Source organism: Streptomyces guryensis, from assembly GCF_021261325.1.
Taxonomy (GTDB): domain Bacteria; phylum Actinomycetota; class Actinomycetes; order Streptomycetales; family Streptomycetaceae; genus Streptomyces; species Streptomyces guryensis.
The window spans coordinates 302268-316190 of record NZ_JAJSBI010000002.1 but is presented as its reverse complement, the minus strand read 5'-3'; the positions used below and the strand labels follow the sequence as shown (position 1 = coordinate 316190).

The window sequence follows — 13923 nt, the reverse complement described above, 5'->3', positions numbered from 1 at the left end:
GTGAGCGGAGGCGACACGGACGGCCGCCTGGTACGGCTGTTCGCGCTGACCGGCGGACGGACCCGGCCCAGCCGTGCCGACTTCACGCTCATCACGACGGTGACCGCGGTGGACCCGCCGCCGACCTGGGCCACCCGGCCGCAGCCCGAGCACCAGCGCATCCTGCGCCGCTGCGCCGAGCCGATCGCCGTCGCGGAGCTCGCCGCACTGCTCGACCTGCCGGTGAGCGTGGTCGTGATCATGCTCTGCGATCTGCTGGAGAGCGGCCGTATCACCGCCCGCGCCCCGCACCCCGTCTCCTGTCAACCGGAAGACCTGGACCTGCTGCAGAAAGTGAGGGACGGCCTTGGCCGGCTCTGACGTCATCACCCGGGCGGCGCCCGACACGGTGAAGATCCTGATCGCCGGTGGCTTCGGCGTCGGCAAGACCACCATGGTCGGCTCGGTCAGCGAGATCGCGCCGCTGCGCACGGAGGAGCCGCTGACCGCCGCCGGTCTGGGCGTGGACGACCTGGACGGCATCGAGGAGAAGCGGGCCACCACCGTGGCCCTGGACTTCGGCCGCATCACCATAGGCAGCGACCTCGTCCTGTACCTCTTCGGCACTCCCGGCCAGCAGCGCTTCTGGTTCATGTGGAACGACCTCGCCCTGGGCGCCCTGGGCGCGGTCGTCCTCATCGACGTCCGCCGCCCGGAGACCAGCTTCGCCGCCATCGACTTCTTCGAACGCCGGGGCATCCCCTTCGTGGTGGGCGTCAACGGCTTCTACGGCGACCATCCCTACCCGCCCGACGAGATCCGTGAGGCCCTCGCCCTCCCGGACCACGTCCAGGTGCTGCTGTGCGACGCACGCGAGCGGGACTCGTCCCGGGACGTACTGATCGCCCTGATCGACCAGTTGATCGCGGTGGCGGTCCACACAGGTGCCGCACCGCGAACGGACAAGTGAACGGCGAGATCCAGCCAAGCGCGACCGCTTCATTGACGCACACGCGCCACATCCTTAACTTCTGATCGATTTACCGAACTTGGTTCGAAATATCGGCCAACTCGACCTTCGATCAACCTCGCCGGGCACCCCCGCACGCCCCCCTGGAGCACGAATGAACGCGACGCCGCACCCCGAGCACCCCCGCCCCTCCCGCCGCTCCTTCCTCGGCATGGCGGCGACCGTCCCGCTGGCCGCCACCGGTGCGCTGGCCCTGGGCGCGGGCACCGCGCGGGCCGCCACCAATTCGGCGTATGTCATGTGCTACTTCACCGAGTCGCCGAACATGCTGGCCGCCAACTACGGCCTGCACCTGGCCGTCAGCCCCGACGGTCTGCAGTGGACCCCGCTGAACCAGAACAACCCCGTCGCCACCCCCACCGAGGGCTCCCTCGGCCTGCGCGACCCCTTCGTCCTGCGCAAGCAGGACGGCACCTTCGTCGTCCTCGCCACCGACCTCAAGGGCACCGACTGGACGTACGTCAGCCAGTACATCCACGTCTGGGACTCCACCGACCTGCGCACCTTCACCGGCTACCGGCGGATGAAGCTGCACGACATGAACACCCACAGCTGGGCGCCCGAGGCCTACTGGGACGCGAGCCGCGGCACGTACGGCGTGATCTACTCGGCCGTGAACTCCAGCGGCCACAACGTGATCATGGTGAACTACACCGGCGACTTCGTGACCGCGGGCAGCCCACAGGTCTTCTTCGACCCCGGTTACGACGTCATCGACGGCGACCTGGCGATCGGCGTGAACGGCGTCAACTACCTCTACTTCAAGAAGAACTCGACGCTGGTCGGCGCCCGCTCCACCTCACTGAACCCGGGCAGCTTCACCGAGTTCAGCACGGCCGTCTCGCACAACGGCACCGAGGCCCCGACTCTGGTCAAGTCCCTGACGTCGAGCTCCACCTGGTACCTGTGGGGCGACACCTGGTCGCCGAACGGGGTCTTCTACGCCTGGCAGACCAGCAGCCTGGCCGCCGGCACCTGGACGGCCCTCGACCAGAAGACCTACACCCAGCCGCTCAACTCCAAGCACTGCGGCATCCAGCCGATCACCTCGACCGAGTACGACAACCTGCTCGCCAAGTGGGGCACGCCCGCCTGGAACCGCCTCAAGTCCTACAACTACCCGGCCCGTTACGTCCGCCACTGCGACTACGTCGGCCGGATCGACGAGTACGCCTTCGACCCGTACACCGACTCCCAGTGGAAGCTGGTGCCGGGCCTCGCCGACAGCTCAGGGGTGTCCTTCCAGTCGGTCAACTACCCCACCCGCTACCTGCGGCACTACAACTACGCGCTCCAGCTCGACGTCAACGACGGCACGTCGACGTTCGCCGCGGACGCCACGTTCTACCGGACCGCCGGGCTGGCCGACTCCTCCTGGTCATCCTTCCGCTCGTACAACAACCCGACCCGGTACATCCGCCACTCCGACTTCGTTCTGCGTATCGACCCCATCTCGACCACCACCGACAAGCAGGACGCGACCTTCTACGTCGGCTACTGAGCGAACCCGCGCATACGACGACGCGGGCGCCCCCACAGTGGAGGCGCCCGCATCGCGTTCGTCCGAGGTCAGACCAGACCGGCCGACTTCAGCCAGGCCTTGGCGACATCCAGCGGGTCCTTGTTCTCAAGCTGGACCTGGGTGTCCAGTTCGAGCAGGGACTTGGTGTCGAGCTTGGCCGAGACCGCGTTGAGCGCGGCGGTGCCCGCCGAGGACAGACCGCTCTTGTAGACGAGCGGCTGCACGTTCTCGAAGCCGAAGAGGTTCTTCGGGTCCTGGAGGACCACGAACTTCTCCTTGGTGATGCTCGGGTCCGTGGTGAAGATGTCCGCGACCTGCACGGTGTTCTTCTTCAGCGCCGCCAGGGTGAGCGGGCCGCCCGCGTCGAGCGCCTTGAAGCTCTCGAACTCCAGTCCGTATACGGACTTCAGACCGACCAGGCCCTGCTGCCGGGTCTGGAACTCCGGCGAGGCGCCGATGGTGAGGCCCTTCACGATGCCCTTGAGGTCCGCGATGCTGGACTGGGACGTCAGCTTGTACTTGTCGGCGGTGGCCTTGTTGACCGTGACCGAGTCCCTGTTCTGCGCGGCGGCGGGGTCGAGGAGCGTCAGCTTGGAGTCCAGCTTGGCCTCGATGGCAGCGGTGGTCGCCTCGACGGTCTTCGGCGCGGCCTTGGGGTCGAGATAGGCCAGCAGCGCGCCGTTGTACTCCGGAAGCACGGTGATGGAGCCGTTCTTCAGCAGCCCGTACGTCGTCTCGCGGCTGCCGATGTTCGGCTTGTAGGTGACCTTGACACCCTTGGCCTTGAGGGCCTCGCCGTAGATGTCGGCGAGCAGGATGCTCTCGGGGAAGTTGTTCGAGCCGACGACGACGGTCTTGCCGTCGGACCCCCCACCCTGGAGCGGGTCGGAGGACTTGTTGCCGTCTGAGGAGCCACATCCCGCCAGCAGGGCCGTGGTCGCGGCAAGCGCGACGGCCGCCGCGGGATAGCTCCTGATGGACCTGCTGCGTGGGGCGTTGGAAGTCACGATTCCCGTTCCGGACCTTGGGGATTGATGAGAAGCAAGCTCTGGAACTGATCCAATCCAGCCGGTTCTCACTCAGTCAAGAGCAGCCCGGTCACCAATTGGCGTCGATGCGTGATCAGTTGTGAATGCCGTGTAAACGGAGAGGGGCCGAACCGGAGGCTCTTTGTAATGGATTCTTGACTGAGGGCAACGTGCTTGATCGTTCAATGAGGCGATAGTCTCCACGCAGTTGGCGATCAGAATCGGTCACTCCGCATGGTCGCAAGCTTTGAGACCCCCGCATGAACCATGAAGGAGGCCCGGTGGCCGGCATACGGGGCTTCGCCGACCGGTGGTCGTTCCGCCGCAAGCTCAACCTCCTCGTCGGTGTACCGCTGGCGGTGGTGGCCGCCCTGCTCTCCTATCTCATCGCCGGCCAGGTGGGCCAGGCGCGGGACGCGGCATCCGCGGCGGATCTCGTGCGCAACAGCGAGCAGGTGGCCTCGCTGGTCAACGGCCTGGAGAGCGAGCACCAGCTGGCGATCCTGCTCTCCGTGCGCTACGAGGCCGGAGGCCGCGGAGTCCAGTCCACGCTCACCGCCTACCGCAAGGCGCAGGACGCGGTCGACACGCAGATCGCCAAGGTGCGCGAGTCCTTCGGCGACGCGCTGCCGGACAGCGAGGCGCAGGCGCTGAAGGAGGTCGAGGGCCTCACCAGCCTGCGCGGGACGGTCGAGCAGGGCTATCTGCCCGCGAGCAACATCGACCCGGCCTACGACAACGCAGCCAGGACCGCGATCGCCGGTCTGGGCCTCGACCGCAACGCGGAGCTGGCGGCCACGTTCACCGGGAACCTGCTGGACTCGCTGCTGCGCGCCGACGCGGCGCACGGTTCCTTCGAGAGCGGAGTGTTCTCCGCGACGACCGGTGACACGAACGCGCAGATCGAGTTCACGACCGCGGTCGGCGCCTACCAGCTCTACACCAACCAGGCCGAACGCTTCTCCCGGTTCGCCACCGAGCAGCAGGCCGACGAGCTCTCCGGCATCGAGCACACCGGCGCCCAGCAGGCCATCGCCGAGGCGTACGCCGAGCTCCAGGTCGCCCCCAGCACCCTGCAGGCCAGCACGCCGGCGGAGATCAAGGCCGCGTTCCAGACCGCCCTGAGCGAGTATCCCGCCTACCCGGAACAGGCCGCGGCCCGGCTGAAGATCACCTCGTCGCTCATCGGCCAGATCGCCGACGGCGCCGACCATGCCTCCACCGAGGCCTGGTGGCGCGCGGGTCTGCTGCTGGCCGGGGCTCTGCTCGGCTTCGTCCTGTGGCTCGCCTTCTCGGTGCTGGTGCGCCGGTCGGTGGTCCGGCCGGTGCAGGCCCTCACCGGCGCCGCGCAGGAGGTCGCCGAGGTGGCGGGCCGGGAACTGGCCCGGGTGGCCGACGACGACGCCGAGGACGTCAGCCCGCCGAAGCTGCGCGAGATGCCGGCCACCGCGGACGACGAGATCGGCGAGCTGGCCGAGGTGTTCAACCGCGTGCAGACCACCGCGATCGCGCTGCTGGAACGGCAGGTGCTCAGCCGCCGCAACGTCGCCGAGATGTTCGGCAACGTCGGCCGCCGCGTCAGCAACCTGACGACTCGTCAGCTTGCCCTGATCGACGCGGTGGAGCGCGGTGAGACCGACCCGGCCCTCCTCGAACGCCTCTACTCCATCGACCACATCGCCGTCCGACTGCGCCGCAACGCAGACAGCCTGATGCTGCTGGCCGGTATCCGTGAGACGGTCCTCGACGCCGGGCCGACCGCGCTCACCAACGTCGTACGCGCCGCGCTCGGGCAGATCGAGGGCTTCCAGCAGGTACGGCTGCACGCGCGCACCGAGGTCATGGTGGAGCCCGACATCATCGGCGACCTGACGCTGATGGTGGCCGAGCTCCTGGAGAACGCCGTGTCGTTCTCGCCCGCGGGCAGCCCGGTCGAGGTGTACGTCCGGGACACCACCGGCGAGGAGGCGGCCCTCTCGGGCGGTGCCTCCATCGTGATCTCCGACCACGGCCTCGGCATGAGCGCCGAGCGGCTCGCCGAGGAGAACGCCCGGCTGATCCGCCGCGAGCGGCTGGACGTGGTACCGACGAAGGTGCTCGGCCTGTTCGTGGTCGGCACCCTGGCACGCCGCTGGGACGTCAGTGTTCTGCTGTCCCGTACACCGGGCGGCGGCATGACGGCGGAGGTGACGGTCCCGTCGTCGCTGCTGCTGACGATGAGTCCGGTCGGTGCCACGGGAGACCGGGGCGAAGTGACGGCGGGTCCGGCCGGCCGGGGATCCGGCGAACCGCCCGCGCCCAGCGTGTCCGGTACCGTCTCCGGCCCGCGCCGGTCCGCCGCCGTCACCGAAGCCGCCGGGCCGTCGGACCTGGCCACGCGCCACGGCCACCCCGGCCCGCTCCCGCGCCGGGTGCCCCGCCGGGAGACGGACCCTGCCGAGACTCCGTCCGCGGCCACTGCGGCCGAGGAGGCCGCCTCTGCCGCACCCGCGCCGGGCACGGCAGCGGACATGGCGCCCGGCGCACCCACCCCTGGCACGGCACCGAGCGCACCCGCCACCGGCACGGCGGCAGACGAAGCACCCACCGCGCCGGCACCAGGCACCACACTCGCCGCGGCGACAAGCGCACCCGCTTCCGGCTCGGCCCCGGACGCGACACCGGCCACACCCGCCTCGGACACGGCGGCGGATGTCGAGTCGGGCGCAGGCGCGGACACGACACCGGCCGCAGCCACCAGGTGGTCGACACCGGACGACGTACGTACCGCACCGGCCGCCACAGGCACGGGCGCAACGCCTGCTGCAACCGTGCCGAGCACTGCCGTAGGCCAGGCGCCGGCCGCCCCCGTCACGGGGGAGACACCGGCCGCTACCGCACCAGCCACGGGCACGGGCGCAACACCGACCGCACCCGCCACGGGCCCGGCGGCGGGCGAGGCGCCGAGCGCGCCCGCGCCGGGTGCAGGGGCGGGTGCGACAACTCCCGTCCTGGGCACGGCGGTGGATGCCACGTCTCCCCACCCCTCCTCATACGGCTCCGGACAGGCCCCGTTCGTCCCCCGGACCCGTGCCGAGGCCTCCAGGGGGGCGGGTCGCTCGCCGGTCGATGAACCAACCCCCGGCCACCCTTCGGGGGTTGTACCAGAGGTATCGTCTTCCCAGGTCACCCCCGGTGAGACAGCGCTGTCCGCCCCGGCCGGGGACGGCTCCTCGCGCCCCCTGCGTCGCCGCGTCCGCGGTGCCACTCTGCGTACGACCGTCGACGCCGCCGCCCAGCAGGCGGCGCGGCAGGCCCCGCGGCTCGCCGATGCGAACGCCGTGCGGGACGCTCTCGACGAGTTCGAGGCGGCCGTGGCGCGGGCGCACCGCGACAGCGCCGCCGCCGGCCGGCCGACGACCACCGACCCGCACGACCAGAACCACCTCCCGGAAGGAGCCGAGCAGTGAGTACGCCGACTGGCGCCACGCCCGCCGAACTGCAGGCCGCCGCAGCCGACTTCACCTGGCTGCTCAACCGTTTCGCCACCGAGACCGCAGGCGTCGTCGACGCCATCGCGGTGTCCTCCGACGGGCTGCTCATCGCCGTGTCCGAGCTGCGCGAACCCGCCGACTCCGAACGGCTGGCCGCGATCGTCTCCGGCATCACCAGCCTGGCCGCCGGCGCGTCCGGCAATTACGGCCTGGGCGGCCTCAACAAGGTCATCATCGACCTGGAGGGCGGCCATGTCCTGGTCTCCGCGATCGGCAGCGGCGCCGTCCTCGGCGTCGTCACCGACAAGGAGGCCAAGCTGGGCAACATCGCCTACGAGATGACCCTGTTCGCCAACCGGGCCGGCAGCGCCCTCAACCCGCAGCTCGTGCTCCAGCTCAAGAACAGCGTCGGCGCCGCGTCGGCACGCTGACCGGTCGCCACCCGGACACAGGCTCACGGGCCCGGTCGAGGAGGAAGACTTCACCCATGGCGGACGCCTCCCCACCTCCGGACCCGGACCCGGTCGGCCCGGCCCCCGCCGTACGGCCGTTCCTGGTCACCGCCGGCCGGGTGGCGCCGACGGCGTCCGGCCGGCCGATGCCGGTCGAGACCCAGGTGGTGGCCACCGCCGAGGGTCTCGCCGTGCTCGACGGGCTCTCCTTCGAGCAGCACGACATCGTCGCCGCCTGCCGGCTGCCGCAGTCCGTCGCGGAACTGGCGGCCCGGCTGCGGCTGCACCTCAACGTCGTGCGGGTCCTCGCCGAGGACCTGCGCGCCGCCGGGCATCTGACGGTGTATGTGCCCGACGTCGACGTCACCCACGACGCATCCGTCCTGCGCAGGGTGATCGATGGCCTCCGCGCCATCCCGAACTCCCGAGGGGTACTGCGTGACAGCGACTGAACCGGCCACCCTCGCCCCGGCCGACCAGGGGGCCGCCGTACGACCGCCGCTGCCGGTCAAGATGGTGATCGCGGGCGGTTTCGGCGTGGGCAAGACCACCGCCGTGGGTGCGATCTCCGAGATCGAGCCGCTGACCACCGAGGCCGCCATCACGGAGGTCGCGGCGGGCGTGGACGACCTGAGCCACACCCCGCGCAAGACGACGACCACGGTGGCGATGGACTTCGGGTGCATCACCATCGACCCGACGCTGAAGCTGTATCTGTTCGGCACGCCCGGCCAGGAGCGGTTCGGCTTCATGTGGGACGACATCGTGGAGGGCTCGGTCGGCGGCCTCGTCATCGTGGACACCCGCCGCCTGGACGACTGCTACGCCGCCGTCGACTACTTCGAGCACCGGCAGATCCCGTTCGCCGTCGCCGTCAACGCCTTCGACGGGAAGGTCGAGCACGGACTGGACGAGGTCCGCTGGGCGCTGGATGTCTCCGACGGTGTGCCGGTTGTCGTGTTCGACGCCCGGGAGCGGGGCTCGGTCCGGGACGCCCTGCTCGTCGTACTGGAGTTGGCGTTGGCGCGCACCCAGGGCTGACGGCAGGACCGCGCCCCGTAAGGGGCGCGGGGAACTACGCGACCAGCCCCCACCGGCCCGCGGGTTCAACACGGCCTAGTTGCTGCGCCGCACCCCCGCTGACACGGTGAACCGCGCCACCGCCCAGAAGAACCCGAGTGTCACCAGCGCCAGCACGGCAACCAGGGTCGCCCCACCCACCACCTTCTCGTAGTTGCGCTGGTAGAGACCATCGACGATGTACCGCCCAAGACCGCCAAGAGAGACATACGCGGCGATGGTGGCCGTCGACACGATCTGGATGGCCGCCGAGCGCAGGCCGCTGAGGATCAGTGGGAGGGCGACCGGGAGTTCGACCTGGAAGAGGATGCGGGGCTCGGCCATGCCCATGCCGCGGGCCGCGTCCACCGGGGACGGGTCGACGGAGCGCACCGCCTCGTACGTGGTGACGAGGATCGGCGGGACGGCGAGGACGACCAGGGGGATCATCACCGGGGTCAGGCCGAGGCCGAGCAGTACGAACATGAGCACCAGCAGGCCGAAGCTGGGCAGGGCCCGGCCGGCGGTGGCGATGAACGCCACCGTGTTGCCGCCGCGCCCGGTGTGACCGGTGAGCAGGCCGACCGGCAGGCCGATGGCGGCGGCGATCGCGAGCGCGGTCAGCGAGTACTGGATGTGCTCGCGCAGCCGGGTGGGGATGCCGTCGTAGCCGTGCCAGTGGGCGCTGTCGCCGAAGAAGGCGTTGATGAAGTGGAGGACGTTCATCGGACGGCGTCCTCCAGTGCGGCCTGCATGGGTTCGGGTTCGTCGACGGGACGGGACCTGCGGTTGCCACGCGGCATCCAGGGCGTGACGAGCACGCGCAGGAGAACCAGCAGGGCGTCCGCGAGGATGGCGAGGACGGCGGTGCCGACCACGGACAGCCAGATCAGGCGCGGCTGGTGGTAGATCATGCCGTCGTTGAGCAGGTTGCCCAGGCCGCCCTGGTTGCCGATCAGCATGCCGACGCTGACGAGGGAGATGCTGGAGACGGTCGCGACCCGCAGTCCGGCGATGATCGCGGGCGCGGCGATGGGCAACTGGACCTGGAAGTACCGGCGTACGGGTCCGAGGCCCATCGCCGTGGCCGCGTCGAGGGTCTCCTGCGGGACGGACCGGACGCCGTCGACGATCGCCGGGACGAACACCACCAGGCTGTAGACGCCCAGCGGGATCATCACCGTCGTCTCGGTCTGGCCGGTGTAGTCGATGAGGACGACGAAGAAGGCGAGGGACGGGATCGCGTACAGGATCGTCGTGACCCACAGGACGGGCGGGTACAGCCAGCGCAGCCGCACGCACAGCTGGGCGATGGGCAGCGCCACGACCAGTCCGACCACGACCGGGATCAGGGCCTCGCGCAGATGCAGCCCGACCAGACCCCAGTACGTGTTCTGCAGGTCGCTCGGGATGTCGAAGAGGCCGCCGCTCATCCCGCGACCTTCGCGTCGCCGGCGTCGCCGGAGTCGCGTGCGTCGGTGCGACCCTCGGCGTGGGCGGCGCGGATCGCCTCGCCGATGGTCTGCTGCGAGACGACGCCCGCGACCCGGCCGTCGGCACTTACCGCGACGGCCCACCCGGTGGGCGAGAGCACGGCGCAGTCGAGCGCGGCACGCAGCGAGTCCTTGCCGTGCTCGAAGGGGCGGCCGTGAGCGAGGAGCCGGGACGGGTCGATGTCCCCGGCGGTCAGGGCGCCCGGCTCGCTCCAGCCGAGCGGCCTGCCGTCCGCACCGATGACGAGCAGGTACGGCACGTCGTTCGCGCCGCGCTCGGCGATCTGCTCGGCGGTGGCGTCGACGGCCACGACGGGGGAGGTCAGCAGGTCGAGTCCGGCGGAGGAGAAGAACGACAGCCGCCGGATGCCGCGGTCCGCGCCGAGGAAGTCCTCGACGAACGCGTCCGCGGGGCTGGACAACAGCTCGGCGGGCGGCGCGAACTGCGCGAGGTGACCGCCGGTGCGCATCACGGCGACCATGGTGCCGATCTTGACGGCCTCGTCGATGTCATGGGTGACGAAGACGATGGTCTTGCCCAACTCCCCCTGTATTCGGAGCAGTTCGTCCTGCAGCCCCTTCCTCACCACGGGGTCGACGGCCGAGAACGGCTCGTCCATCAACAGCACGGGCGGATCCGCGGCCAGCGCCCGCGCCACACCGACGCGTTGCTGCTGGCCTCCGGACAGCTGGTACGGGTACCGCTTGGCGAGCGCGCCGTCCAGCCCCACCCGCTCCATCAGCTCCCGGGCCCGCGCCCGCGCCCTGTCCTTGCTCCAGCCGAGCAGCCGGGGCACCGTGGCGATGTTGTCGACGATCGTGCGGTGCTGGAAGAGGCCGGCGTTCTGGATGACGTAACCCATGGACCGCCGCAGTGTGTTGACCGGCTGCTGGGTGATGTCCTTGCCGTCGAGGGTGATCGTGCCCTCGCTCGGCTCGATCATCCGGTTGATCATCCGCAGGGTCGTCGTCTTGCCGCAGCCGGACGGTCCGACGAAGACAGTGATCGAGCGGTCGGGTATCTCCAATGAGAGGTTGTCGACCGCGACGGTGCCGTCGGGGTAGCGCTTGGTGACTGAATCTATGCGTATCAAGACGCCGAACACCCTTCGGTCTGGGCCGTTGCAGGCCGAGTCTAGACCGCCTGTGTTTCGCGTTTTCCTTCGGGAGTTTGGCCAGATCCGGCCCCAGCCTTGGGATCCGTCCTCACCCGACTGTGACCGACCTGTGAGTCCGCTGATTCTCACCCTTCGCTCAGTACCCGCTCAGCGATCCCACAGGCGGGGCCCCGATGGTCATGGCCATGAACGAAACGAACGCGGGAGGCGTCCGGCACCCGACCCTCCGCCTCCCCCACGTGCACGCCGTGCACCTGGCGGCCGAGGGCCGGGGCCGCGACGGGCACAGCGGCCTCGCGATCGGCAGCCGGCCGCACCGGCATCCGGACGTGGTGCGAGGCGCCGGGCGTGAGTTCATCTCCCGTTCCTACGACCTGTCGACGACCTGATGGGCATGCGCCGGATGCCGCCCGGCACCCTCACCGGCCGTACCCGCGTCGCCGTACCCCGGCGGACGGCCACACCGCGGGTGCCGGCCGCTCGAAAGTCCGCCGAAGCCCTGCCCGCCCCGGCGAACCCCTCTCTGGAAACCCTGGAGTACGCGTCATGACGACCCTCGCCCCGCCCCCCGCACCCGCCCAGGAGGGCCGGCACCGGGCCGAAGCCCCGCCCGCCACCCGGCTCAGAAGGCTCTTCACCGGCGCCCCCGAGGACCCGCGCTGGGCCCGCCCCGCACTGTGGGGGATCCTGCTCCTGGCGACGGTCCTGTACGCCTGGAACCTCTCCTCCATCACCGGCAACACCTTCTACGACGCGGCCGTCTACTCCGGCACCAAGAGCTGGAAGGCGTTCTTCTTCGGCGCGCTGGACTCCGGCAGCTTCATCACGGTCGACAAGCCGCCGTTCGCGCTGTGGGTGATGGGCCTTTCGGCCCGCGCCTTCGGCTTCGGCACCTGGCAGTTGATGCTGCCGATGGTGGCCGTCGGCACGGGCTCGGTCGCGCTGCTGTACCGGCTGGTCAAGCGGGACTTCGGAGTCGTGGCGGGCACGATCGCCGCGCTCACGCTCACCCTCACGCCCATCACGGTCGCCATCAACCGTGACACCAACCCGGACCCGATCCTGGTCTTCCTGATGCTGCTGGGCGCGGCGGCACTGCTGAAGGCGGTGCGCACCGGGCGGCTGATGCCGATGGTGTGGTCCGGCGTCGCGATCGGCTTCGCCTTCAACACGAAGATGATGCAGGCCTACGTCGTGCTGCCCGCGTTCTTCCTGGTCCACCTGTGGGCGGCTCGGGCGAGCCTGGGCCGACGTATCCGCAACCTGGCCGTCGGCACGGTGGCGCTGGTCGCCTCCAGCGCCTGGTGGATGGTGGTCGTCGACCTGATCCCGGCTTCCTCCCGCCCCTACATCGGCGGTTCGACCGACAACACCGTGTGGGACCTGGTCATCGGCTACAACGGGTTCGGCCGTATCTTCGGCGCGAGTTCGTCGGTGGGCTCGCAGGGCAACGGCGCGAGCTTCGGCGGCAGCGCGGGCATCTACCGGATGTTCAACGATATCATGGGGGGCCAGATCTCCTGGCTGATCCCCTTCGCGGCGATCGCCCTGGTCGGCGGACTGGTGCTGCGCGGCCGGGCGCCGCGCACGGACACCAGGCGGGCGGCTCTGATGCTCTGGGGCGGCTGGTTCGTCCTGCACTACCTGACCTTCTCCCTGGCCGAGGGCACCTTCCACCCGTACTACGTCACCGCCATGGCCCCGGGTATCGCCGCGCTGGCCGGTGCGGGCGGGGTGATGCTCCACCGCGCCTTCGAGGAAGGCCCGGCTGCGACGGGGGTCCCCCCGCGCGAGCGTATTCGAGCGTGGGGGAGGGGTTGGGCCCTCCCGGCGGCGATCGCGGCCAGCTCGGTCTGGGCCGTCGTCCTGCTCCAGCGGGTCTCCGGCTCCGGAACGCTGTACACGGTCGCGGAGGTCGTGGTCGGGGTCGCGGGTGCTGCGGCGGTGCTCGGTCTCCTGGCCGGGCGGTTCATGAAGCGGCAGAAGCTGGTCGGTTTCGCGGCTCTGGCGGCGATCGTGGCCCTGCTCGCCGGGCCCGCCGCGTACTCCGCCTCGGCGGCGACGACCGCGAGCAGCAACGGCACCAACCCGACGGCTGGGCCCAACACCGGCGGAGGTATGGGCGGTGGTGGCGTGGGCGGCGGTCCGAGCGGCAGCAAGGGCGGTGCGCCGGGCACGAGCGGCGGCAAGCCCGGCGGGAACGCCCCGAGTGGCTCGGGAAGCTCCGGTGGTCAGTCGATGGGGCAGCCGCCCTCCGGTACGGGAAGCACCGGCGCCAGGGGAAGCAGCGAGTCGCAGAGCGGTCGTACGGCCGCAGGCATGGGCGGCGGCATGGGCGGTCAGGTCAGCTCCGCGATGATCACGTATCTGAAGAAGCACCAGGACGGCGCCTCCTGGCTGGTGGCGGTGGCGACCGACCAGACCGCGTCCTCGATCATCCTGGAGTCCGGTCAGCCGGTCATCTCGATGGGCGGCTGGTCCGGCAGTGACAACGCCATGACGCTCGCAAAGCTCAAGAGCCTGGTGACGTCGGGCAGGCTGCACTACGTCGTCGTCAGCAGCGACGGAGGCCAGTCCACCAACTCCGAGATCTCCACCTGGGTCAAGAAGCACGGCACGGCCGTGAGCGCCTACAGCGGCCTCTACCGCCTGGACGCCTCCGACGCCGGCTGACCCTCACATCCCCCACCCACAGCGGGCGGGCCGCCGGACTCCCCCACCGGCGGCCCGCCCTTTCCACTGCCCCGGTTTCGGTCCGCCCGGGCACTG

At 70.3% G+C, this 13923-nt stretch carries 12 protein-coding genes and 1 pseudogene; 9 read left to right on the top strand and 4 right to left on the bottom strand.

The window, feature by feature from the left end:
* The 3 genes from LJ657_RS05345 (at nt 1) to LJ657_RS05335 (ending at nt 2510) form a co-directional block, all read left to right on the top strand.
* The gene (locus tag LJ657_RS05345) at nt 1-360 is read left to right on the top strand and encodes a DUF742 domain-containing protein (protein ID WP_232647051.1); all 360 of its coding nucleotides are present in this window, start codon (nt 1-3) and stop codon (nt 358-360) included.
* A complete protein-coding gene (locus LJ657_RS05340; RefSeq protein ID WP_232647050.1) occupies nt 347-949 on the top strand; it encodes a GTP-binding protein in 603 nt (200 codons plus the stop codon). The genes LJ657_RS05345 and LJ657_RS05340 overlap by 14 nt, the downstream gene beginning before the upstream one ends.
* A gap of 154 nt (nt 950-1103) precedes the next feature.
* Complete coding sequence (locus LJ657_RS05335) at nt 1104-2510, top strand: glycoside hydrolase family 43 protein (protein WP_232647049.1); 1407 nt, start codon at nt 1104-1106, stop codon at nt 2508-2510.
* A 68-nt stretch (nt 2511-2578) separates the two neighbouring features.
* Here LJ657_RS05335 and LJ657_RS05330 read toward each other — a convergent pair whose 3' ends face one another.
* Nucleotides 2579-3538, bottom strand: a complete 960-nt coding sequence (locus LJ657_RS05330; protein WP_232647048.1) for an ABC transporter substrate-binding protein — start codon at nt 3536-3538, stop codon at nt 2579-2581.
* A 281-nt stretch (nt 3539-3819) separates the two neighbouring features.
* On the opposite strand from LJ657_RS05330, the gene LJ657_RS05325 reads away from it, so the two are divergent.
* Genes LJ657_RS05325 through LJ657_RS05310 form a run of 4 tightly spaced genes read left to right on the top strand, consistent with a single transcriptional unit; the run spans nt 3820 to nt 8525 of the window.
* On the top strand, nt 3820-7008 hold the full coding sequence (locus LJ657_RS05325) for a sensor histidine kinase (RefSeq protein WP_232647047.1): 3189 nt from the start codon (nt 3820-3822) through the stop codon (nt 7006-7008).
* Complete coding sequence (locus LJ657_RS05320) at nt 7005-7463, top strand: roadblock/LC7 domain-containing protein (RefSeq protein WP_232647046.1); 459 nt, start codon at nt 7005-7007, stop codon at nt 7461-7463. The genes LJ657_RS05325 and LJ657_RS05320 overlap by 4 nt, the downstream gene beginning before the upstream one ends.
* Nucleotides 7464-7519: 56 nt before the next feature.
* Nucleotides 7520-7936 carry a DUF742 domain-containing protein gene (locus tag LJ657_RS05315; RefSeq protein ID WP_232647045.1) on the top strand — a complete coding sequence of 139 codons (417 nt, stop codon included), beginning with the start codon at nt 7520-7522 and terminating at the stop codon, nt 7934-7936.
* Nucleotides 7923-8525, top strand: a complete 603-nt coding sequence (locus LJ657_RS05310; protein WP_372487806.1) for a GTP-binding protein — start codon at nt 7923-7925, stop codon at nt 8523-8525. The genes LJ657_RS05315 and LJ657_RS05310 overlap by 14 nt, the downstream gene beginning before the upstream one ends.
* A 75-nt stretch (nt 8526-8600) precedes the next feature.
* Here the strand turns inward: LJ657_RS05310 and LJ657_RS05305 are convergent, their stop codons facing one another.
* The 3 genes from LJ657_RS05305 to LJ657_RS05295 are packed head-to-tail and all read right to left on the bottom strand — an operon-like array spanning nt 8601 to nt 11130.
* Nucleotides 8601-9269 (bottom strand): ABC transporter permease, encoded by a 669-nt coding sequence (locus tag LJ657_RS05305; RefSeq protein ID WP_232647044.1) that lies wholly within the window; start codon nt 9267-9269, stop codon nt 8601-8603.
* A complete protein-coding gene (locus tag LJ657_RS05300) occupies nt 9266-9976 on the bottom strand; it encodes an ABC transporter permease (RefSeq protein ID WP_232647043.1) in 711 nt (236 codons plus the stop codon). Before LJ657_RS05300 ends, LJ657_RS05305 begins: the two co-directional genes overlap by 4 nt.
* Nucleotides 9973-11130, bottom strand: a complete 1158-nt coding sequence (locus tag LJ657_RS05295; RefSeq protein ID WP_232647042.1) for an ABC transporter ATP-binding protein — start codon at nt 11128-11130, stop codon at nt 9973-9975. Before LJ657_RS05295 ends, LJ657_RS05300 begins: the two co-directional genes overlap by 4 nt.
* Nucleotides 11131-11435: 305 nt before the next feature.
* Between LJ657_RS05295 and LJ657_RS48055 the strand changes: the two are divergent.
* Together LJ657_RS48055 and LJ657_RS05285 are read left to right on the top strand one after the other, a co-directional pair.
* A pseudogene (locus LJ657_RS48055) lies at nt 11436-11531 on the top strand (glycosyltransferase family 2 protein); the annotation flags it as partial.
* A 169-nt stretch (nt 11532-11700) separates the two neighbouring features.
* Complete coding sequence (locus LJ657_RS05285) at nt 11701-13827, top strand: ArnT family glycosyltransferase (RefSeq protein WP_232647040.1); 2127 nt, start codon at nt 11701-11703, stop codon at nt 13825-13827.
* Nucleotides 13828-13923 lie beyond the last annotated feature (96 nt).

Bases quoted from the DNA above. Each gene is read 5' to 3' on its own strand.
- LJ657_RS05325 (WP_232647047.1), top strand. From the start codon at position 3,820: ATGAACCATGAAGGAGGCCCGGTGGCCGGCATACGGGGCTTCGCCGAC.
- LJ657_RS05305 (WP_232647044.1), bottom strand. From the start codon at position 9,269: ATGAACGTCCTCCACTTCATCAACGCCTTCTTCGGCGACAGCGCCCAC.
- LJ657_RS05300 (WP_232647043.1), bottom strand. From the start codon at position 9,976: ATGAGCGGCGGCCTCTTCGACATCCCGAGCGACCTGCAGAACACGTAC.
- LJ657_RS05315 (WP_232647045.1), top strand. From the start codon at position 7,520: ATGGCGGACGCCTCCCCACCTCCGGACCCGGACCCGGTCGGCCCGGCC.
- LJ657_RS05285 (WP_232647040.1), top strand. From the start codon at position 11,701: ATGACGACCCTCGCCCCGCCCCCCGCACCCGCCCAGGAGGGCCGGCAC.
- LJ657_RS05335 (WP_232647049.1), top strand. From the start codon at position 1,104: ATGAACGCGACGCCGCACCCCGAGCACCCCCGCCCCTCCCGCCGCTCC.